Here is a 19,303-nt window from a genome sequence, read left to right as displayed (position 1 = left end):
GACAAGAATCTCCACTTTTCTAGTTAAGTTATTTTGAAATGGATACGTTTGTGCCGTTTGGATGCACAATTTGAACAGAGTTATCAGCAGAAACCTCAAAGCCATGTACATTTTTATTTACGCCTGCAACAGTTTGAGTTGCTTCTAATTCGATACGAGGAACATCCGTTAGTATAAGTTTTAATGCCTCTTGGTATAATTTTGCTCGCTCTTCTTGTACGACTGTTTCGGATACAGCGCGCTCTAATAATTTATCAACCTCTGGATTGCTGTAGCCTTTACCATTACCCAACGCTCCGATTTGATTTGTGTGGAATAATTGATAGAGGAAGAAATATGGATCTGGATACCAAGTCCAACCACCAATATTCATTGGAGCATTTCCTTTTGCAACTGTATCACTGTAAGTACCCCATTCCAGTACTTTAATTTCAACATCTATATTTAAATTTTTCTTCAACTGACTTTGGAAAATCGTTGCATAAGGGACACGCGCCTCTGATACGTAAATCTCAGTTTTAAAGCCATCAGCATAGCCCGCATCTGCTAATAATTTTTTAGCTTCTTCAGGGTTATATTTCGGTACCATATCGACTAAGGATTTATCATAGCCCCAAGAGCCTGGAGGTAATGGTAAATAAGAGACATCACCGCCACCCCATTGGTTAACACCAGAAATGATTTCCTCAACATTTGTTGCCATATAAATGGCTTCACGTACACGTTTATCGGCAGTTGGACCTACCTTATTGTTAAGATCCAGATAAACAATGGATAATCCAGGATTTGTTAAGAGCTCAAGATTACTATCTTGATTGATAATTTCTCGGTTTTGGCCTTTTACGTCCATCGCAATATCAATATCACCTGAACGTAATGCATTGGTCATCATATTTTGATCAGAGATAAATTTCATTGTTAAATGGTCGAGATGTGGCTTGTCTCCCCAGTAATTTTCATGGCGTACCAGTTTTACTTCTTGGTCTTTTTTCCATTCTGTTAACTGGAATGGACCAGTACCGACGAAATGCTCAGAAAATTTATCGCCCCAGCCCTCAATCTCTTCTTTTGGAATAATCATATTACCAGCATCTGTTAGCATAGCAAGTAGGGCAGCATTAGGAGTAGCTAAGTGAATCTCTACTTCATAATTAGACAGTACCTTAACCTCTGTCACACCACTAAGGCGATTCATAGCTGATTCTTTAGCGGAACGTTCTAATGAATATTTCACGTCTTCAGCTGTCATCTCACGACCATCTTGGTATTGCCCCTTTTGGAATTTTACACCTTCACGTAATTTGAAGGTATAGACTAACATATCATCTGATACTTTCCATTCCGTTGCTAAAGATGGAATGATATCTGACAGATCTTTGTTATAAACAACTAAAGTATCACCCATTTGACGCATAACCTGTGATTCATAAACCCCAGTATATTTGATTGGGTCAAACGTTTTGGCATTCGCTGAAAGACCAACATTTAATGAGCCTCCAGAAGTAACTTCTCCATCTTTTCCATCTGATGAATTATTTTTTTCTGTATTCCCACCACAAGCAGCTAAAACAGCCATCATTAAAGTTAAAAAGAAAAGTAGGAAAGATTTTTTTACGTTTATTTTCTTCATCCGTGCTAGCCTCCTTTATTTTGTTTCACAATATGAACCGTTGATTCAAAAAATAGTAGGTTCGAAATAAAAGTAGCACATTTGTAAACAGGAAGTAAATATAAAATTAAAAAAATTCAGAAAAAATATATTTACAAACAATTGTCGCTAGGTGTAGTATTTAGTTATTCACAATATGAACCACTGATTCTAATAATGAAAAGGAGGTCTTTGTAGGATGGGTTCATTTATTTTAAGAAGGTTAGTAAACCTTATTCCCACACTGTTAGTAGTTGGTATCATCGTATTTATTATTACGCGAATGATTCCAGGTGACCCAGCTTCTGTCATGCTTGGTCCCCAGGCTAGTGTGGAAGATGTAGAGAATTTAAGGGAAGAGCTGGGGTTGAATAAGTCAATGCCTTCACAATTTATATCATATGTAGGTGATTTAGCTCGGCTGAATTTGGGCTATTCCTATTCTTATAGCGAGTCTGTTTTGGGGCTTATTATCGAAAGATTCCCAAATACAGTTGTACTGGCACTAGCAGCCTTATTAATAGCTGTTGTAATAGGAATCCCAGCAGGTATATTGGCAGCTAGAAAACAAAATACAATAATTGATTATGTTGTCATGCTTGTGTCACTAGTAGGAGTATCCATGCCAATTTTTTGGTTGGGGATCATGCTTGTTTTATTCTTTAGTGTCAATCTTGGCTGGTTCCCTGCGACTGGGATGGGGAATATGAGTGAAGGTTTCTGGCCTTATTTGAAGCATTTAATTTTGCCTGCCTTTGCTTTAGCAACAATTCCGATGGCCACATTCGCGCGTATTACACGTTCGAGTATGTTAGAGGTCATTTCACAAGATTATATTAAAACAGCACGTTCTAAAGGTATTAAAGAATATTTGGTTATTGGTAAGCATGCCTTTAAAAATGCTTTAACGCCAATCTTAACAGTACTAGGTATGCAAATTTCTAATTTACTAGGTGGTGCCGTTTTAACAGAAACAATTTTTAGCTGGCCTGGGATGGGTCGACTGATTGTAGATGCAATAGATAAACGTGACTTTGTCGTTGTACAAGGTACAGTTATTTTCATTGCCTTTATTTTTGTACTAATTAATTTGATTGTTGATGTGCTGTATAAGGTTGTGAATCCAAAGGTCAATCTTGAATCGAATGGAGGGAAGAAATAACAATGACTCAAGCAGTTGTCAATGAAACTAGAAAAAGAAATACATTGTTGCGAAAGTTGCTTAAAAATAAATTAGCAACAATTGGGTTAGTGATTGTATCCTTGATGGCCATTGTTGCTATCTTCGCTCCGTTAATTGCAACCCACCCACCAAATGAAATGACTGTTGGTAAATCATTTCTACCCATGAATACCGAAGGACATTGGCTTGGAACTGATAACTATGGTCGAGATTTGTTTAGTCGTTTAGTTTATGGAACTCGAATATCTATGATTGTTGGGATTGCAGCAGTGTTATTTGGTGCTGTGTTTGGTACATTACTTGGTCTTGTGGCGGGATATTTTGGGGGTCGTAGTGACTCTATTATTATGCGTACGATGGATGGCCTTTTCGCCTTTCCATTCATTTTATTAGCTATTACACTTATGACGGTATTAGGACAAGGGCTTGTCAATGTTATTGTCGCCATTGGTATAGCCAATATCCCAGGGTTTGCTAGGCTTGTTCGTGGTCAGGTTTTAAGTGTTAAGGAAGAAGAGTTTATTGAGGTGACGCATTCCTTAGGGGCTACACATTCACGAATTATTTTTAGTCATATACTACCCAACTGTTTAGCTCCATTGATTGTCTATGGAACGATGAGTACAGCAGGAGCTATTATTTCGGAGGCTGCGCTTAGCTTTTTAGGGTTAGGGGTACAACCTCCAACAGCTTCATGGGGGAGCATTTTAAAGGATGGTAAAGACTTTTTAGTATTAAATCCTCAAATGGCGACATTCTCAGGTATCTGTATTTTATTAACAGTCCTTGGAATAAACCTTTTAGGGGATGGATTACGTGATGCATTAGATCCGAAAATGAAAGTTTAATGAAAGGGGGTGGCGTCATGACTGAACGTTTACTAGATGTAGAAAACTTGACAGTAGAATTTAAAAGTGGCGGCTCTACAATGAAAGCTGTTAATGGAGTTAATTTACAATTGAATAAGAAGGAAACACTAGGAATAGTTGGCGAGTCTGGATCAGGGAAAAGTGTTACTGCCACTGCTCTCATGCGTTTGATTCCCTCTCCGCCAGGAAAAATAACGAACGGAGCCATCCATTTTAATGGACGCGATTTAATGGGGGTTTCAGAAAAGGAAATGCGAAATGTCCGAGGCAATGAAATGTCGATGATTTTTCAAGACCCTATTACCAGTTTGAATCCCGTTTTAACAGTGGGCAATCAAATTTTAGAAGTGATCCAAGCTCATGAACGCTTATCCAAGAAGGATGCAGCAATAAAAGCTGTTGATATGCTGAAAATGGTTGGTATTCCAGAGCCAGAAAAGCGTTTGAAAATGTACCCTCATGAATTTTCAGGTGGGATGCGTCAACGTGTCATGATTGCTATTGCGCTTGCTTGTAATCCACAGTTACTTATTGCTGATGAACCAACTACAGCATTGGATGTAACTGTGCAGGCTCAAATTCTTGATTTGATGAAAAAATTACAGCTAGAACATGATACGGCCATTATTATGATTACGCATGATTTAGGTGTAGTTTGGGAGCTTTGTGACAAAGTGAATGTCATGTATGCAGGTCGTACTGTGGAGTCAACTACGACAAGACAGCTCTATGAAAAGCCTTTACACCCCTATACTTGGGGATTATTAGAGTCGCAGATTACGATGGGGACACATGGACAGCAAAGGTTGCCGGCCATCCCAGGAAGTCCACCCGATTTAACAATGCCGCATAGTGGTTGTCATTTTGCAGCTCGCTGCCCATTAGCAACGGATATATGCCGTAGTACAATACCCGATTTAGTGGAAGTCCAGGACAATCATTTTGTAGCCTGCCATTTGCAATCAAAAGGTCAAATTGTCGCAAGGAAGGTGGGGGTTTTTCATGCAACAGCCCAATGAATTGATCTTAAAGGTAAATAATTTAAAAAAGCATTTTCCTATTAAAAGCTCAATTCCTTTTAAAAAGTCCACCCAATTTGTGAAAGCAGTAGATGGGGTAAGCTTTGAATTATTTAAAGGAGAAACACTTGGGATTGTGGGTGAATCAGGCTGTGGGAAATCGACGGTTGCTCGTTTAATCAACCAGTTAATATCACCAACCGAGGGCATTGTTGAGTTTAAGGGAACCGATTTAGCAAGCTTAAATACGAAGGATATCCGCTCTGCACGAAAATCTATACAAATGGTTTTCCAAAATCCCTATGCATCATTAGATCCTCGTAAAACGATTGAATATTTAATTGCTGAACCATTAGTGATACATGGTATAGGCGATGAATCATCACGTAAAAAGCGTGTCATGGAACTACTTGAAACAGTAGGATTGAGTGCTTATCATGCAAAGCGCTATCCCCATGAGTTTTCAGGTGGACAAAGACAGCGCATCAATATTGCACGGGCGCTTGCTCTCCAACCAGATATTGTTGTGTGTGATGAACCTGTATCCGCCTTAGATGTATCTGTACAGGCACAGGTAATCAATCTATTAAAAGATTTACAGAAGGATTTTGGTTTAACCTATATTTTTATTTCACATGATCTCAATGTTGTAAATTATATGTGTGATCGCATTGCTGTGATGTATTTAGGCAAAATTGTTGAAATGGGCACATATAAGGAAATTTATGATAATCCTCAACACCCATATACACAGGCTTTGTTATCGGCCATTCCTAAGGAAAATCCTTTTGATACAAAGGAAAGAATTATTTTAACAGGGGATGTTCCTAGTCCTGTGAATCCTCCGAGTGGCTGTGCTTTCCATAAACGTTGTCGTTTTGCCACAGACAAATGTGCAAAAGAGCAACCCATACTCGATACGGTGTCAGTAACCCATCAAGTATCATGCCATTTATGGAAAGCTATTCAGCAAGAAGAATCTACAATATAGATGAGTAGCTTACGAATCGTAATGAATAAAATTTTTAGATAGAAAAAGGAGCGGACTAATTATGTCATTGAAGTATGTTATGGAGTTATACGAGGTAATGGATAGTATGTATGTAAATGGTGAGGTGATTAAAGAATATTTACACACTATTAATCCAACAGCAGATGTAGTAGTAAAAACCATTAAAGGTGAAAGTGGATCAACCGATTTTGTCCGCGTTCTAGTGCAAGGAAAAAGTGGAAAATCCTCAGGTGGCCATGCACCTACATTAGGTATCATCGGTCGCTTAGGAGGTATTGGGGCACGCCCTGAAATGACGGGCTTTGTATCGGATGGAGATGGTGCACTAGCCTGTATGGCCGGCGCAGCAAAAGCAATTGATATGGCATTAAAGGGTGACCAGTTAGAGGGAGATGTAATTTTCTCCACTCATATTTGTCCAACTGCACCCACTTTACCACATGAGCCAGTGCCATTTATGAATTCTCCCGTCGATATTAGCGTCATGAACGAGAATGAAGTGGAAGAATCAATGGATGCTATTCTTTCGATTGATACAACAAAAGGTAATCAAGTATGTAACCATAAAGGATTTGCCATTACACCGACGGTTAAAGAAGGTTACATATTAAAAATTAGTGATGATTTGCTGCAAATCTACACGCAATCAGCCGGTATTGCACCTGTTGTACTGCCATTGACAATGCAAGACATTACCCCATATGGGAATGGCCTATTCCATATCAATAGTATTTTACAACCCGCTGTGGCAACATCAAGTCCCGTTGTAGGTGTAGCGATTACAACTGAATCTATTGTGGCAGGCTGTGCAACAGGTGCAACACATGTTACAGACGTAGAGAGTGTTGTTCGATTTGTCTTAGAAGTAGCGAAAACGTATGGTGCTCATAAATGTTCGTTCTTTGATGAAAAGCAGTTTACACATATGAAGAATTTATACGGTAGCATGAAGCATTTACAAACTAAAGGAAATGAGGTGCAAGCACATGAATGACTTACATGCTCTAAAAATGAAATTAGTAGATGAAGTAGAAAATCATCAAGCAGAGTTAATTGATTTTTGTTCGAAACTCATTCAAATTCCAAGTGTTAATCCCCCAGGAGATACGACTGAGATAACAGCCTTTATCGAGCGCTATCTAAATGATGTAGGCATTGTTTACCAAAAATATGAAGCTACTGATAAAATGTTTAACTTAGTAGCTTCTATTGGAAAGGATGAAGGCAAAGAACTAATTTATTGTGGGCATACAGATGTCGTGCCTGTTGGAGATTTATCTAAATGGGATTTTAATCCTTTCTCTGGAGAAGCGAAGGATGGTTGGATGCTTGGTCGTGGTGCAAGCGATATGAAGGCGGGTTTAGCAGGTATTATTTTTGCAACAAAATTACTCAAGAAATTGAATATTGAATTGCCAGGAAAATTAACATTAGCAATTGTACCTGATGAAGAAACTGGTGGAGAATATGGTGTTCCTTGGTTGTTGGAGCGTGGTTTAATAAAAGGCGATGGATGTTTAATTGCAGAGCCTTCATCTCCATTAAATCCGACAATAGGGCAAAAAGGGTCCTTCTGGTTTGAATTAGAGGTGCATGGGGAACCAGGACATGGAAGCTTATCCCCTTTAGCAGGTCGTAATGCAATTAATGATGCAATCCGTGCTATTCAAGAAATTCGCACACTATGGGACATGAATATTGTCATTCCTGAGGAAGTACAGTCACTAATAGAAGTATCGAAAAAATACATGCGTGAAGTGGAGAAAGACCGCCTGAAATATCAAGAAGTACTAGAGAAAATTACTGTAAATATTGGTACAATTGAGGGGGGGACGAAATCCAACGTTATCCCAGATTATTGTAAGGTACAGGTCGATTGTCGCTTACCATTCGGTATTACACAAGAAGAAGTAACAGAAATCTTGAAGAATAAATTAGATGCCTTAGACATTGAGTATTCGATCAGACGTTTTGGTTTCAAAAGTGTAGCCAATTATACCCCAGCTGAAAATCCTGTTTGCCAATCGATTGTGGAAAATATTTCATTTGTAACAGGGTTAGAAGCTTATGGTGTCATGCAATGGGCAAGCAGTGATGCTCGACATTTCAGACAGTATGATATTCCGGTTTTACAATATGGGCCAGCCTATTTACCAAGTATTCACGGGTATAATGAAAAAGTGCGTGTTGAGGATATCGTACGCTGTGCAAAAGTATATATTACTGCTGCTATTGATTTCCTCTATCAAAAGTAAGAGATTAGCTACTCTCTTACTTTTGCTAAAGTGATGTCAGGTGCTTATGGCTGTTAAATCTTTCAATTAATTCCCCCTTAAGAGAGAGATTTACAGCCGTTTGTACAGATAAATAGATCAAAAGGATGAGAGATATGCTAAAGACGTTAAATTTATCAATTGAGGTTTTAAAAATGTTTACAAAGGAAAAGCCGGTGTGGGGTGGTCGAGAGTTAGCGATGGCGATGAATATGAATCATACAAATTTATATCGCATTCTTGAAACATTTGAGAATAATGGGTTTATTACAAAAGATCCTGTAACCAAAAAGTACTCCTTGGGTATTGCATTATGGGAAATTGGTATGAATATGTATGATTCATTAAACATAGATCAGCTATGTATGCCTATTCTTGATAGCTTAAAGGATGTTACTGGTGAAACCGCTATATTTACAGTTTTGAATGGGTTGGAAGCTTTAACTTTATTAAAAGCAGAGCCTGTGAATAAGGTGAAATTTACTGTTTCAAGAGGAAGTAGATCTCCGCTTTATGTAGGTGCTTCCTACCGTTCGATGCTTGCTTTCCTAAGTGAAGAGCAAATTTCTAAGGTTATTGATGAACCACTAACTGCCTATACAACGAATACGATGACGAATGCAAATGACATACGATTAGAGCTTGAAAAAATTCGTAGTTGTGGCTATGCGATAAGTAACAGTGAATATTCCGTCGATGTATTGGCACTTGCTATGCCTATTTTTAATAGTGACAAAAAGGTCGTAGCTTCTATTACTGTTTCTGGTCCCATCTACCGATTTACAGAACAACGGGTACCAGAATTTTTAGGGCCTTTAACAGAGGCTAGAAATGAAATAGAAGGAATCATTCGTAGATATCATTTAAATTTTAATTAAGGAGTACTATTATGCAGCATTTACATGATATTGCACTGAAGGTATTAAAAGATCATTTAAATGTTCAATCGTCAGAAACGCTTTTAATTTTGACAGATGTTCAAAAGCAAGACTTAGCAACCATCTTTTATAAGGCTGGGCTAACAATAACAGCTAATACAATGTTTATGGTTATGCCGTTATTAGAAAAATCAGGGCAGGAGCCTATTCAAGCAGTTTCATCGCTTATGGCAAATGCTGATGTCTCACTTTGTTTGACCGCTCACTCCTTAACACATACAGTAGCATGCAAAAATGCCTGTGAAAAAGGTGGACGTGTAGCGACAATGCCCGGTATTTCATGGGAAATGCTTGAACAAGGTGCGCTTCATGCGGATGCGCAAGAGATTGAGGAAATGGTAGAAAAGTATGTCCAGCTGCTCGATATGGCGGCAGAAACTCGAATTGTCAAAGATGGTCATGAGCTAATATTTAGTATTGCAAACCGTTTAGGCATTCGTTCAACTGGCGTTATTCGCCAAGCAGGAGAGCATGGTAATATACCCTCGGGTGAATCCTATATTGCGCCGATAGAAACATCTGCAAATGGGGAAATTTTAGTGGATGGTTCGATTGCTAATATTGGTGTCTTAAAGGAACCATTATTATTGAAAATTTCAAACGGACGATTAATAGAAGCTATTGGTCCGGATGGTCCTCGATTGCTGGAGTTACTTGGGGAAGGGAATGGTCGAATCATTGCAGAGTTCGGCATTGGAGCTAATAAAAGTGCCATTTTATGTGGAAATGTACTGGAAGATGAAAAAGTCTATGGGACAATCCATATCGCATTTGGTAGCAATACGCCATTTGGTGGAGCAAATGCAGCGGATGTCCATATTGATTGTGTAGTAAAAAATCCGATTGTTTATTTCGATGGTGAACGAGTAATGTAATGAAAAGCGTGACTTCATAAGAAGCACGCTTTTTTGCTTGCTTGACCTATATTTAGAGTTGCTTGTTTCTGTATGATTACACTATAGTTAAATTAGATAAGCTAGAGGAAATTGAATGATTTGCACCTAGTGGAAATGCATGGCTAGCAAAGCAGAAATGATAAATTCAATACGCCTATAAGTGTAGGCAATGAAAAAATAACTTCTGTTATTCAGCATGAAAGAACGTGAGGTTGAAGATATGTTAACATTTACAGATTTACATGGCCTGCGCGTAGATTTGAGTTTTACGAGAGGTGAGTTTGACGTAGAACCCAAACACGTCCTTGTTTTTTTAAAGCACCAAAATAAGTGGCTATGTACTATTCATAAAAGACGTGGTGTCGAGGTGCCAGGGGGCAAACTGGAGAAAGGTGAAACGCTAGAGGATGCAGCCATAAGGGAAGTGTATGAAGAAACGGGTGTCCGTGTGAAAAATCTTCAATGGTTTGCAGAATATGCGGTTCATGACGACAGCTTATTTTGTAAAACGGTTTTTACAGCACAATTTGCTGGGCAGGAGGACATTGAATTTGATTTAGAAACATCCGGTATGCTGTGGTTAACTGATGAGGAATTTGCCCATCATCCAAACTTAAGCTTTCATATGAAGGATGAGGGAATGGAGAAAATGCTGGAGGAGCTGAAAAGACGTGACAAATAATGGTGATATCGTTGAAAAGCGTGCATATCCTTCACCCAATCCAGCAATACGGTTAACAGAAATCACTTATATATCACAGGGCTTGCGAATAAAAGGACTTTTAGCAGAGCCGAAGACTGAAGGTACATATGATGGCTTTTTATATTTAAGAGGGGGTATGCAAAGCATTGGCATGGTAAGGCCCTCGCGTATTGCCCAATTTGCCGCTCAAGGTTTTATCGTCTTTGCACCTTATTATCGTGGGAATAGAGGTGGCGAAGGCAAGGATGAGTTTGCAGGGGCAGACCGTTATGATGCTGTTTATGCTGTCGATGTACTGAAGCAATTTTGCAACGACAATATACATGTTTTTGGCTTTTCGCGTGGAGGTATCATGGCTCTATGGACAGCTATTTTACGAAGGGATATTACTTCCGTTGTGACATGGGCTGGAGTCTCTGATGCAACGGCCACTTACTGGGAACGTACAGATATGCGACGGATGATGAAGCGCGTTATCGGAGGAACACCCAACCGTGTACCGGAAGCCTATGATGCTCGTACACCTTTATTCGAAGTTGAGCATATAACAGCCCCAGTGTTAATTATTCATGGCTATCAGGATGAGAATGTGGATATAGAGCATGCTAGACAGCTGGCATTTTTTTTAGAGGATGCTCATAAAACATACGAAACATGGTATGACCTTCATTATGCACATCAATACCCACCAGCTAAAAATCGTGAAACCGTTCGTGCTCTTTGTGAATGGATGAAGCAACATTAGAAAATGAAAAAATTAATGCCCCTTCCTTTACATAGCTATCATCTGGAGATGAATAGTATTCTAAAGGAAGGGGCGTTTAATTATTTTGTATAAGTTTCCAAGAATTGTTGAATCGTTTCCCAATAGAGCTCGCCTGCTAAGCTTTCCGCACCACCGTGACCAGCCCCTTCGACCATTAACTTTTGTTTCGGTACATTTGCTGCTTCATATACGTCATCCAACATGGTCGAAGGAACAAAAGTATCGTTGTCTCCATGAATAAACAGCATAGGGGTTTTCGATTTTGCCACTTGATCAACAGCACTAGCTTCTGCTAGTGTATAGCCTGCTTTTAGTTTAGTTACGACCGAAGAGAATTGCATAATTGGGAAAGAAGGTAAGTGAAAGATGGCTTGTAACTGATAGGAAAATTCATCCCATACGGAAGAATACCCGCAATCCTCAATAATTGCCTTTACATTTGAGGGCAAATCCTCGCCTGAAGCCATCATGACAGTGGCTCCTCCCATCGAAACCCCAAATAGAACGATTTCAGCATCTTCATTCATATTTACAATGTCGTCAATCCATGAAATTACATCAAAACGATCATGCCACCCCATGCCGATATAATCACCTTCACTTTGACCATGTCCTCTTGCATCGGGAATGAGTACATGATAGCCCATATCATAAAATTGTTTAGCATACTTAGTCATTTGTGTACCATCACTTGAATAGCCATGAAAGATAATTGCCCATTTGTCTGTGGGATGGCTGTTTTGGATAGAGTATGCATGTAGCTTAAGGGAATCAAAGGATGGAATTGACTTCTCCTCAGAATGCTTGTTAAACCACTGCTCACGTGCCTCTTTCTCTCGAGCTTCATCTGAATTGCTATCGATTAGATTGTGGGGGGCATCTAGAACTGCTGTTTTATCAGTATCAGGATTTAATGCCAGATTATAAAAGTAGTTGCCTGCAAAAAAACCAGCACCAATAATTAATGCCAATAATATAGTAATTAATGCTACTAGTAATTTGTATTTTCTTTTCATATGTATCTCCTATATTAGCTTCTGTTTATGTATGGGAAAGAAAAAGAGAACGAATCATATCGTTCCCTTTTCTTGTTCTAGTTGTTATTTTAATGGACCACCAAGTGTAGTAATGGCTTCCGAAACGTTTGCAAATTTCTTGAAGTTTTCGTTGAATAAGCCTGCAAGTTCAGCAGCTTTAGCATCGTATGCAGCTTTATCTGCCCATGCTTCACGAGGATTTAACACTTGCGAAGGTACACCTTCAACTGCTGTTGGGATGTGTAAGCCAAAGACAGCATCTTGTGTCGTTTCAACATTTGTTAATTTACCATCGATAGCTGCACGTACCATTGTACGTGTATAAGAAAGCTTCATACGGCTACCAGTACCATATTCGCCACCAGTCCAACCAGTGTTCACTAGGTATACTTGTGCGCCATGTTCATCAATTTTTTGACCTAACATTTCTGCATACACTGTTGCAGGAAGTGGAAGGAATGGAGAACCGAAGCAAGTAGAGAATACTGGTTCTGGCTCTGTTACACCACGTTCAGTTCCAGCAAGTTTTGAAGTGAAACCACTTAAGAAGTGATACATAGCTTGCTCTTTTGTTAATTTGCTGATAGGAGGTAATACGCCAAACGCATCAGCTGTTAGGAAGATGATTGTTTTTGGATGACCTGCTACAGATGGATCAACAATATTTTCGATGTATTGGATTGGATAAGCTACACGTGTATTTTCTGTTAATGAGCCATCATCATAGTCACAAATACGAGTTTCTGGATCAACAGCTACGTTTTCTAAAACAGAACCGAAGCGGATTGCATTGTAGATTTCTGGTTCTTTCTCAGCAGAAAGGTTGATCGTTTTTGCATAGCAACCCCCCTCAATGTTGAATACTCCATTATCAGACCAACCATGTTCATCGTCACCGATTAGCTTACGGTCTGGATCAGCGGATAATGTCGTTTTACCAGTACCAGATAAACCGAAGAATAATGCTACATCGCCAGCTTCACCAACGTTTGCTGAACAGTGCATAGAAAGGATTCCTTGTTGTGGTAATAAGTAGTTCATAATTCCGAAAATAGATTTTTTCATTTCACCAGCATATTCAGTACCACCAATTAAGATAATTTTCTTTTCAAGTGATACAATGATGAATGTTTCAGAAGCAGTACCGTCAACCGCAGGATCTGCTTTAAAGTTAGGAGCTGAGATGACAGTGAAGTCTGCAACATGCGAAGCTAATTCTTCTTTAGTCGGACGGATAAATAATTGATGAGCGAAAAGGTTGTGCCAAGCGTATTCATTAATCACTTGGATGCTTAATTGTGAATCTTTGTCAGCACCAGCAAAACCTTTGAATACGAATAATTCATCACGTTCTTTTAAATATTTTATTACTTTTACATACAGATTATCGAACACTTCAGAGGAAATTGGTTGATTGACTTTACCCCAGTCAATTTGATCTTTTGTGCTTTCTTCTTCTACTGTATATTTATCTTTAGGTGAACGACCAGTGTATTTGCCAGTTTCTGCACGAACTGCGCCATCTACTGTTAACATTGCCTCACCACGAGAAGTAGCTTTTTCTGCTAATTGTGGTACTGAAAGTTGAACATTAATGTTACCGCCGTTTAATAATTCCTTCAGTTCGTTTGCAATTTCTACTGAATTCATCGATTAAATACCATCCTTTTTTATAGTATTCCCTTGGTTTAGAGGGATTTTTTCTTAATTTCAAAAATAGTATAACACAATGGGTTAAATAATCTATACTAATTAAGAAATTATTTTAGAGTTTTTATTACTTTTCAATAAACTGACAAAAAATAATGTTTTTCGAGTAGAAAACATTCAATGCTACAGTAAATTGTCTAAAATTTGAGCCACACATATGTTACCACAAGAAGCTAGGTATGTTGTAGGGATTAAATTTCTTCTATTTACATCATCACCCAAGTATGAAAATTTTATGGTGATAATTTTGTTCTTCCTTTCTATACAGTAATACATAAGAAAATATTTGACAACGATTGACCTTTTCAGTAACATGAAAATTGAACGGATACTCTTATCCCGAGCTGGTGGAGGGTCAGGCCCTGTGAAACCCGGCAACCTGCATGTATTATTTCACAACATGCGTTGGTGCCAACCTGATGCAAGGGAAAATCCCTTGAACGATAAGAGTGAAAGGTAACGAAGTCATTATTCCTTTCCTCATGTATAGTAACGTGAGAAAAGGATTTTTTTATTGTTAAAAATTAATGTAAAGGTAAGTATATGTAGTTCTTTCCTTATTATAATGACGGGTCTTTCGAAATCCTCGTGTTTTTAAGTAGCAGTTATTTTTTCTCGTAAAGTGAAATGACAACAACAGCGGCTTGAGAGAGTTCAATCCTTAGGAGCGGACTTGACATGGGTAATGAGTACCGTACAAATACTTTTTGTAAGAGTAATAGGAGGAAAACTAAATGACAAACCGTCGACTGTTTACATCAGAAAGTGTAACAGAAGGGCATCCAGATAAAATCTGTGACCAGATTTCGGATGCCATTTTAGATGCTATTTTAGCAGAAGATCCAAATGCACGTGTAGCGTGCGAGACAACTGTAACAACAGGATTAGTATTAGTAGCAGGAGAAATCACTACTTCTACTTATGTAGATATTAAAGGCATTGTACGTGATACTGTGGCGGAAATTGGATACACACGTGGTAAATATGGCTTTGATGCTGAAAACTTAGCAGTACTTGTAGCAATTGGTGAGCAATCTCCAGATATTGCCCAAGGCGTTGACCAAGCTTTAGAGGCCCGTGAGGGTTCTATGACAGATGCAGATATTGAAGCGATTGGTGCAGGAGACCAAGGCTTAATGTTTGGCTATGCATGTAATGAAACACCCGAGTTAATGCCATTACCAATTAGCTTAGCTCATAAATTAGCACGTCGTTTAACAGAAGTTCGTAAATCTGGGGAGTTAGCTTATTTACGCCCAGATGGTAAAACACAAGTAACAATTGAGTATGATGACAATAACGTACCTGTTCGTGTCGATACAATTGTTATTTCAACTCAGCATGATGAAGAAGCAACACTTGAACAAATTCAGGCCGATCTAAAACAATTCGTGATTGCTCCTGTAGTGCCAAGCGAATTATTAGATACAAACACAAAATACTTTATCAATCCAACTGGCCGTTTCGTAATTGGCGGACCAAAAGGAGATGCTGGTTTAACGGGCCGTAAAATCATTGTTGATACATACGGTGGTTATGCACGACATGGTGGTGGTGCATTCTCAGGTAAGGATGCAACAAAAGTAGACCGTTCAGCTGCCTATGCGGCACGTTATGTAGCTAAAAATATTGTAGCAGCTGGTTTAGCAGAACGCGCTGAAGTACAGTTGGCTTATGCAATTGGCGTTGCACAGCCTGTTTCCATTGCTGTAGATACATTTGGTACAGGAAAAGTGACGGAAAGCAAAATTGTAGAATGGGTTCGTGAACTATTTGATTTACGCCCAGCAGGTATCATTAAAATGCTTGATCTTCGTCGTCCAATTTATAAACAAACTGCAGCTTATGGACACTTTGGTCGTACAGATGTAAACGTCCCATGGGAACAAACTGATAAAGCTGACGCATTACGCATAAAAGCACAGCTGTAAACTATTGTGCTAAAGTGCTGAAGTCTTTAGAAAATTATTCTAATGTATTATGAACAAAAGGGGCTTTTCTGCCCCTTTTGTTTTTTTGCAAAAATACCTCGCCCTTATTCCTTGAACAAATAGTGTCATGGAAAGCGAGGAATTTTTTATGAAGGTACAATTTCTTTGTAGGTTTTTATTTTTGTAGAGATTTATAATACTGACCCTTTTCAGCGTATTCACGTACGATACGTTCCATATCCTCTTTATCCTCAGCATTTAATTCTCGTACAACTTTGGCTGGACGTCCTAATGCTAAGCTATTTGGAGGAATGACTTTACCAGGAGGCACTAAACTTCCGGCTCCAATAAATGCACCCTCTCCAATCTCCGCACCGTCTAAAATAATGGAGCCCATTCCGATTAAGGCTTTTTTTCGAATGGTACAGCTATGTAAAGTTACTTGGTGTCCTACTGTGACCTCATCTTCAATAATGAGTGGAAACTTAGGACTTTGATGTAAGCAGCAAAGATCTTGTATACTTACTCGTTTACCTATTATTGTTGGGGAAACATCGCCGCGGATCACGGTATTGAACCAAATAGTTGTTTCAGCTCCAATAGTTACGTCTCCAGTAATGGTTGCGTAATCGGCAATAAAAACAGATGGATCGATCGTTGGTGTTTTATCTTTGAATGGATAAATCATGAGAATCGCCTCTTTTCTTTTTGTAGATATAGTATTATCGTATCAAATACGCAACTTTAAGGAAATATAAAATTAAAATGAGCTGTTATTTCGATATAATCAAAGTGTAATTATTTTTTAGGAGGACTATGTAAATGTGGAAATGGGAAGCTGATGGACAAGCAAAGGCTGTGATTGCTATTCTTCATGGTGCTTATGAAAACCACCGTTGGTATGCATGGCTGATAGAAAAATTAAGATTGGAAGGCTTCCACATAGTCATGGGAGATTTACCGAATCATGGTGTCAATGCAAGATTTGCCCGTGTCCATGATGAGGACTTCAAATTGTACAATAAATATACAAGAAATTTGATTGAGAATGCATTTTCATATAATTTACCAACCTTTGTAATAGGACATGGACTAGGCGCTACTTTAGTTCTTCATACAATGCAAAAGAAAAAGTATGAGTGTGCAGGTATTATTTTGACATCACCATGGCTGCAATTGAAGCTATTACCAGGTAAATTATCAAATGCTTTAACAAGCCTGAGTGCATTAACAGCAAATGTAAAATTGACACATGACCTGACATTTGAAAAATTGACGCGTAGCGTAGAGGGTAGAGAAGAAATGAAGGATGATATACCATTTATGTCTGTAGTTTCGGTGAAATGGTATCGTGAGCTTCAGCAGATGATGAGAAATTTAGTTATGCTACCTAAGGACGAATTTCCTAATATGCCTATGTTAATTATGACAGCTGAAAAAGATAAAATTACGGAAACTCGACAAATGCGTAATTGGCTTCATCAACAAGAGTTAACGGAATTTCAATTTAAAGAATGGGCAAATTGTTATCACAATTTATTTCATGAAGTAGAGCGTGAAGAGATTTTTATGTACATTCGAGATTTTATCAATAATGCTCTTAGACGAATTGGATATATAATAAAATAGTTTCGATCCCTTCTAAATAGTAGGATACTTACTTAATTATTGTTACTTGAATATAATATTGTAATTTTCTGAAAAGTGTAATAATATAGTGACTTAAAGTAAGGTAATTCAAATTGGAGGGGTAAGATGGATGTAGTTGTTGGTAAAATGAATGACATATTATGGGGACCTTGGTTTATTTATGGTATTTTATTGATTGGGCTTTTTTTCTCAGTCATTACAAGGTTCCTGCAAGTAAGGCATATTAAAGATATGTTCGTGCTAATGTTTAAAGGGGAGAAATCAGAAAAGGGGATTTCCTCCTTCCAAGCAATGTCTATCGCTCTATCGGGTCGTGTAGGTACAGGGAATATCGCCGGTACTGCAACAGCTATTGGGATGGGGGGACCTGGTGCTGTCTTTTGGATGTGGGCAATTGCTTTCATTGGTGCGGCAACCGCATATGTAGAGTCTACTTTAGCGCAAATCTATAAAGAAGAGAAGGATACTGAATACCGTGGTGGACCGGCCTATTACATAGAAAAAGGAATGGGTCAAAAATGGTTTGCAGTGATTTTCGCTGTAGCTGCTTTAATTGCTATGCTTATACTTATGCCAGGTGTGCAATCTAATGCCATTGCAGGAGCTGTTGAAAATGCCTTCGGTATTGAAACTTGGATTACAGGACTAATTATTGTTGTTTTACTCGGTGCCATCATTATTGGAGGCGTTAAATCGATTGCCAACGCCGCACAAATTATTGTACCGTTCATGGCATTAGCTTACATTATTATGGCTATTATTATTATCGCTATGAATATTTCAGAGGTACCATCTGTCTTTGCTTTAATTTTCTCAAGTGCATTTGGAGCACAAGAAATATTTGGAGGTATTATTGGCTCCGCGATTGCTTGGGGTGTGAAACGAGGAATCTATTCAAACGAGGCTGGTCAAGGGACTGGTGCGCACCCTGCTGCTGCAGCAGAAGTATCTCACCCTGCTAAACAAGGGATTGTCCAAGCAGCGTCTGTATACATTGATACATTATTAATTTGTTCAGCTACAGCCTTTATGATTTTATTTACAGGTATGTATAATGTACAAGATGAAAAGGCAGTTGAAGGAACAGATTCATTTATTCACGTTGGGGAATTCAATAAAGGTGGCTTAACGGGTGACGAGCAAATGACATTTGCTAAAAGTATTAAGGAAGGTGCTGCCTATACGCAATATGCAGTAGAATCATCCTTACCTGGATTTGGCGCACCATTCGTAGCTATCGCACTATTCTTCTTTGCCTTTACTACGATTATGGCTTACTACTATATCGCCGAAACAAATGTCGCTTATTTATTTAGAGGTAGTACCGAAAAGGTTTTCATTTGGATTGCGAAAATCGCTATTTTAGTCGCAGCATTCTATGGCACGGTTCGTACGTCTGAACTGGCTTGGGCTATGGGGGATGTTGGCCTTGGTTTAATGGTATGGATTAACGTTCTAGCTATTTTAATTATTATGAAACCAGCCATTGTTGCATTAAAAGATTACGAGAAGCAGAAAAAAGAAGGAAAAGACCCTGTCTTTGATCCTCGTAAACTAGGCATTAAAGGTGCAGATTTCTGGGTTGACTATAATGAAGAACGTAAAAATAAATAGGTAAAGAGAAAGGCTAACTAATAGTTACAACTATACTATTAGTTAGCCTTTTAA

17 protein-coding genes and 1 riboswitch are annotated in these 19,303 nt (G+C 38.5%); of the genes, 13 read left to right on the top strand and 4 right to left on the bottom strand.

What is annotated here, in order from left to right:
* Positions 1-28: 28 nt before the first annotated feature.
* Positions 29-1,630 carry an ABC transporter substrate-binding protein gene (locus ACE1MS_RS17335; protein ID WP_198695933.1) on the bottom strand — a complete coding sequence of 534 codons (1,602 nt, stop codon included), beginning with the start codon at positions 1,628-1,630 and terminating at the stop codon, positions 29-31.
* A 217-nt stretch (positions 1,631-1,847) separates the two neighbouring features.
* Here ACE1MS_RS17335 and ACE1MS_RS17330 point away from each other — a divergent pair, with 217 nt between their 5' ends.
* From ACE1MS_RS17330 to ACE1MS_RS17285, 10 genes are all read left to right on the top strand, one after another.
* Complete coding sequence (locus tag ACE1MS_RS17330; RefSeq protein ID WP_012295751.1) at positions 1,848-2,810, top strand: ABC transporter permease; 963 nt, start codon at positions 1,848-1,850, stop codon at positions 2,808-2,810.
* Between the two features lie 2 nt (positions 2,811-2,812).
* Positions 2,813-3,679: an ABC transporter permease gene (locus tag ACE1MS_RS17325; RefSeq protein ID WP_036164701.1), complete on the top strand. Its 867-nt coding sequence runs from the start codon at positions 2,813-2,815 to the stop codon at positions 3,677-3,679.
* Positions 3,680-3,696: 17 nt separating this feature from the next.
* Positions 3,697-4,719, top strand: coding sequence for an ABC transporter ATP-binding protein (locus ACE1MS_RS17320; protein ID WP_031416448.1), 1,023 nt, complete (start codon positions 3,697-3,699; stop codon positions 4,717-4,719).
* Positions 4,703-5,710 carry an ABC transporter ATP-binding protein gene (locus ACE1MS_RS17315; RefSeq protein ID WP_031416447.1) on the top strand — a complete coding sequence of 336 codons (1,008 nt, stop codon included), beginning with the start codon at positions 4,703-4,705 and terminating at the stop codon, positions 5,708-5,710. Before ACE1MS_RS17320 ends, ACE1MS_RS17315 begins: the two co-directional genes overlap by 17 nt.
* Positions 5,711-5,771: 61 nt before the next feature.
* Complete coding sequence (locus tag ACE1MS_RS17310) at positions 5,772-6,725, top strand: DUF1177 domain-containing protein (protein ID WP_036162340.1); 954 nt, start codon at positions 5,772-5,774, stop codon at positions 6,723-6,725.
* Positions 6,718-7,986: a M20 family metallopeptidase gene (locus tag ACE1MS_RS17305; RefSeq protein ID WP_447402513.1), complete on the top strand. Its 1,269-nt coding sequence runs from the start codon at positions 6,718-6,720 to the stop codon at positions 7,984-7,986. The genes ACE1MS_RS17310 and ACE1MS_RS17305 overlap by 8 nt, the downstream gene beginning before the upstream one ends.
* 134 nt (positions 7,987-8,120) lie before the next feature.
* Positions 8,121-8,882 (top strand): IclR family transcriptional regulator, encoded by a 762-nt coding sequence (locus ACE1MS_RS17300; RefSeq protein ID WP_281486927.1) that lies wholly within the window; start codon positions 8,121-8,123, stop codon positions 8,880-8,882.
* A gap of 11 nt (positions 8,883-8,893) precedes the next feature.
* The gene (locus ACE1MS_RS17295; RefSeq protein WP_012295744.1) at positions 8,894-9,817 is read left to right on the top strand and encodes an aminopeptidase; all 924 of its coding nucleotides are present in this window, start codon (positions 8,894-8,896) and stop codon (positions 9,815-9,817) included.
* 241 nt (positions 9,818-10,058) lie between these two features.
* Entirely contained in the window at positions 10,059-10,520 is a 462-nt protein-coding gene (locus ACE1MS_RS17290) for an NUDIX domain-containing protein (RefSeq protein ID WP_031416444.1), read from the top strand.
* Positions 10,510-11,286 carry an alpha/beta hydrolase family protein gene (locus ACE1MS_RS17285; RefSeq protein WP_012295742.1) on the top strand — a complete coding sequence of 259 codons (777 nt, stop codon included), beginning with the start codon at positions 10,510-10,512 and terminating at the stop codon, positions 11,284-11,286. The genes ACE1MS_RS17290 and ACE1MS_RS17285 overlap by 11 nt, the downstream gene beginning before the upstream one ends.
* An 80-nt stretch (positions 11,287-11,366) precedes the next feature.
* On the opposite strand, the gene ACE1MS_RS17280 is transcribed toward ACE1MS_RS17285, so the two are convergent.
* Together ACE1MS_RS17280 and pckA are read right to left on the bottom strand one after the other, a co-directional pair.
* A complete protein-coding gene (locus ACE1MS_RS17280; RefSeq protein WP_012295741.1) occupies positions 11,367-12,323 on the bottom strand; it encodes an alpha/beta hydrolase in 957 nt (318 codons plus the stop codon).
* A gap of 84 nt (positions 12,324-12,407) precedes the next feature.
* A complete protein-coding gene (gene pckA / locus ACE1MS_RS17275; RefSeq protein ID WP_012295740.1) occupies positions 12,408-13,994 on the bottom strand; it encodes a phosphoenolpyruvate carboxykinase (ATP) in 1,587 nt (528 codons plus the stop codon).
* Between the two features lie 391 nt (positions 13,995-14,385).
* Positions 14,386-14,504, top strand: a riboswitch (SAM riboswitch).
* Between the two features lie 284 nt (positions 14,505-14,788).
* Here pckA and metK point away from each other — a divergent pair.
* A complete protein-coding gene (gene metK, locus ACE1MS_RS17270) occupies positions 14,789-15,985 on the top strand; it encodes a methionine adenosyltransferase (protein ID WP_012295739.1) in 1,197 nt (398 codons plus the stop codon).
* Between the two features lie 175 nt (positions 15,986-16,160).
* Here the strand turns inward: metK and ACE1MS_RS17265 are convergent, their stop codons facing one another.
* The gene (locus ACE1MS_RS17265; RefSeq protein ID WP_012295738.1) at positions 16,161-16,673 is read right to left on the bottom strand and encodes a gamma carbonic anhydrase; all 513 of its coding nucleotides are present in this window, start codon (positions 16,671-16,673) and stop codon (positions 16,161-16,163) included.
* Between the two features lie 134 nt (positions 16,674-16,807).
* Here ACE1MS_RS17265 and ACE1MS_RS17260 point away from each other — a divergent pair, with 134 nt between their 5' ends.
* The gene (locus tag ACE1MS_RS17260) at positions 16,808-17,614 is read left to right on the top strand and encodes an alpha/beta hydrolase (RefSeq protein ID WP_012295737.1); all 807 of its coding nucleotides are present in this window, start codon (positions 16,808-16,810) and stop codon (positions 17,612-17,614) included.
* 126 nt (positions 17,615-17,740) lie between these two features.
* Entirely contained in the window at positions 17,741-19,249 is a 1,509-nt protein-coding gene (locus tag ACE1MS_RS17255) for an alanine/glycine:cation symporter family protein (RefSeq protein ID WP_036162337.1), read from the top strand.
* Positions 19,250-19,303: the final 54 nt, after the last annotated feature.

Source organism: Lysinibacillus sp. fkY74-1 (assembly GCF_053165895.1).
Note: the sequence above shows the minus strand (reverse complement) of the source record. Positions and strands in the feature narration are given on the sequence as shown.

Coding starts and splice junctions, on each gene's coding strand:
- ACE1MS_RS17335 (WP_198695933.1), bottom strand. CDS start 1,630: ATGAAGAAAATAAACGTAAAAAAATCTTTCCTACTTTTCTTTTTAACT.
- ACE1MS_RS17330 (WP_012295751.1), top strand. CDS start 1,848: ATGGGTTCATTTATTTTAAGAAGGTTAGTAAACCTTATTCCCACACTG.
- ACE1MS_RS17325 (WP_036164701.1), top strand. CDS start 2,813: ATGACTCAAGCAGTTGTCAATGAAACTAGAAAAAGAAATACATTGTTG.
- ACE1MS_RS17320 (WP_031416448.1), top strand. CDS start 3,697: ATGACTGAACGTTTACTAGATGTAGAAAACTTGACAGTAGAATTTAAA.
- ACE1MS_RS17315 (WP_031416447.1), top strand. CDS start 4,703: ATGCAACAGCCCAATGAATTGATCTTAAAGGTAAATAATTTAAAAAAG.
- ACE1MS_RS17310 (WP_036162340.1), top strand. CDS start 5,772: ATGTCATTGAAGTATGTTATGGAGTTATACGAGGTAATGGATAGTATG.
- ACE1MS_RS17305 (WP_447402513.1), top strand. CDS start 6,718: ATGAATGACTTACATGCTCTAAAAATGAAATTAGTAGATGAAGTAGAA.
- ACE1MS_RS17300 (WP_281486927.1), top strand. CDS start 8,121: ATGCTAAAGACGTTAAATTTATCAATTGAGGTTTTAAAAATGTTTACA.
- ACE1MS_RS17295 (WP_012295744.1), top strand. CDS start 8,894: ATGCAGCATTTACATGATATTGCACTGAAGGTATTAAAAGATCATTTA.
- ACE1MS_RS17290 (WP_031416444.1), top strand. CDS start 10,059: ATGTTAACATTTACAGATTTACATGGCCTGCGCGTAGATTTGAGTTTT.
- ACE1MS_RS17280 (WP_012295741.1), bottom strand. CDS start 12,323: ATGAAAAGAAAATACAAATTACTAGTAGCATTAATTACTATATTATTG.
- pckA (WP_012295740.1), bottom strand. CDS start 13,994: ATGAATTCAGTAGAAATTGCAAACGAACTGAAGGAATTATTAAACGGC.
- metK (WP_012295739.1), top strand. CDS start 14,789: ATGACAAACCGTCGACTGTTTACATCAGAAAGTGTAACAGAAGGGCAT.
- ACE1MS_RS17265 (WP_012295738.1), bottom strand. CDS start 16,673: ATGATTTATCCATTCAAAGATAAAACACCAACGATCGATCCATCTGTT.
- ACE1MS_RS17260 (WP_012295737.1), top strand. CDS start 16,808: ATGTGGAAATGGGAAGCTGATGGACAAGCAAAGGCTGTGATTGCTATT.
- ACE1MS_RS17255 (WP_036162337.1), top strand. CDS start 17,741: ATGGATGTAGTTGTTGGTAAAATGAATGACATATTATGGGGACCTTGG.